Source organism: Leyella stercorea DSM 18206, assembly GCF_000235885.1.
Taxonomy (GTDB): Bacteria; Bacteroidota; Bacteroidia; order Bacteroidales; family Bacteroidaceae; genus Prevotella; species Prevotella stercorea.
Window position 1 is genome coordinate 11,076 of record NZ_JH379464.1, and the last position, 1,580, is coordinate 12,655.

At 58.1% G+C, this 1,580-nt stretch carries 1 protein-coding gene; it reads right to left on the reverse strand.

Annotated features, from left to right (window positions below):
* Positions 1 to 211: 211 nt before the first annotated feature.
* Positions 212 to 1,453: a 3-phosphoshikimate 1-carboxyvinyltransferase gene (locus tag HMPREF0673_RS11365; RefSeq protein ID WP_007902524.1), complete on the reverse strand. Its 1,242-nt coding sequence runs from the start codon at positions 1,451 to 1,453 to the stop codon at positions 212 to 214.
* Between the last annotated feature and the right edge of the window lie 127 nt (positions 1,454 to 1,580).

Below are 1,580 nucleotides of genomic sequence, written 5' to 3' on the forward strand. Positions count from 1 at the left end.
TGGCAGGGATGCCATACCCTCCTACATCTGTGAACATCCGTGCCGTCTGTGGGAGGCTCTTCTCTGCAAGAGGTTCTGTGTATTCGGTGCATTCCGTGGGAGCTTCTTCACCGCTTGTTTTGTTGGTGCAGCAGAGACTGCTGCACCCCCTGGCGGAATCCACGGAAGTAGTGTGCACATCTCACCACCTCACCATCTCACCACAACAACATCATTTCACCTCGAACCCAGCCTTCTGCATGTCCTCCCAGTACTGTGGGTACGACTTCGTCACCACCTGCGGCTCGTTGATGCGCAGCCCGGGGAACACAATCGCCGCCGGTGCGAACGCCATCGCCATGCGGTGGTCGTCGTAGGTGTCGATAGACTCTAATGTCGGTTCGCAGCGCGTGCCGTCCCAGACGAGCGTGTCGCCGTTCTCGTCGCGCAGCACATAACCTAACTTGCGCAGCTCGCGCTTCAGTGCCTCGATGCGGTCGGTCTCCTTGATGCGCAGCGTAGCCAACCCCGTGAAGCGGAACGGTATGCCGCGCAGAGCGCACGTCACCACCACCGGCTGCGCCAGGTCGGGCACACTGCTGAAGTCGTAGTCGAGACGCGGCAGCATGCACGGGTGACTCTTTATGCAGACCGTAGGGAACTGCTCACCCTCCTCCTGCACGAAGCGCGTCTTCACGCCCAGCAGCGAGAAGATATACTTCACGATGGAGTCGCCCTGACGCGACGCGTCCATGAGACCCTTGAAGCGCACCTCCGACTCGTCGTTCCCCTGCAGTGCCAGCATCTCGTACCAGTAAGCCGCCGCACTCCAGTCGCTCTCTATCGTGTACTCGCGACTCGCATACGGCTTCGCGTTCACCGTGATGGTGTCCGCGTCGCTCCAGTCGGCATCCGCCCCGTACTCGCGCATCATCCACAGCGTGAGGTCGATATACGGGCGCGAGATGGCACCGTCCGTGATGTGCAGTTGCAGTCCGTTCTTCAGCGTCGGCGCAATCATCAGCAGTGCCGAGATATACTGCGAGCTGATGTTGCCCGCCACCTCGATGTATCCGCCCTCCAGCGTTCGTCCCTTGATGCGCAGCGGTGGATAGCCCTCCTCGCCCAAGTATTCGATGTCGGCACCCAGGTATCGCAGTGCGTTTACGAGGATGCCTATCGGGCGTTGCTTCATGCGGTCGGTGCCCGTGAGCACGTGTTCGCCCGGTGTGGCAGCGAGGTAAGCCGTGAGGAAGCGCATCGCCGTGCCCGCCCCCTTGATGTCTATCTCGTACGGTCGGCGTTGCATCGCGTCGATAATCACCTCCGTGTCGTCGCACACCGAGAGGTTCTGCGGCAGGATGTCGCCGCACGACAGCGCGTGAATGATGAGTGCGCGGTTGCTGATGCTCTTCGATGTCGGCAGAGCGATTGTAGCGTTGATTGTCTGGGGTGCAGTTATGGTGTATTGCATGATGCTGTTTGTTTTTACTCTCAATGTTCAGAGTTTGTTTTCTCTATATGCAAAGTTACTAAAACTATTCCAAACTATTGCGTAATGCGTTGAAAAGTAAAAAAGTAAAAGAGTAAAAAGTAGGAGG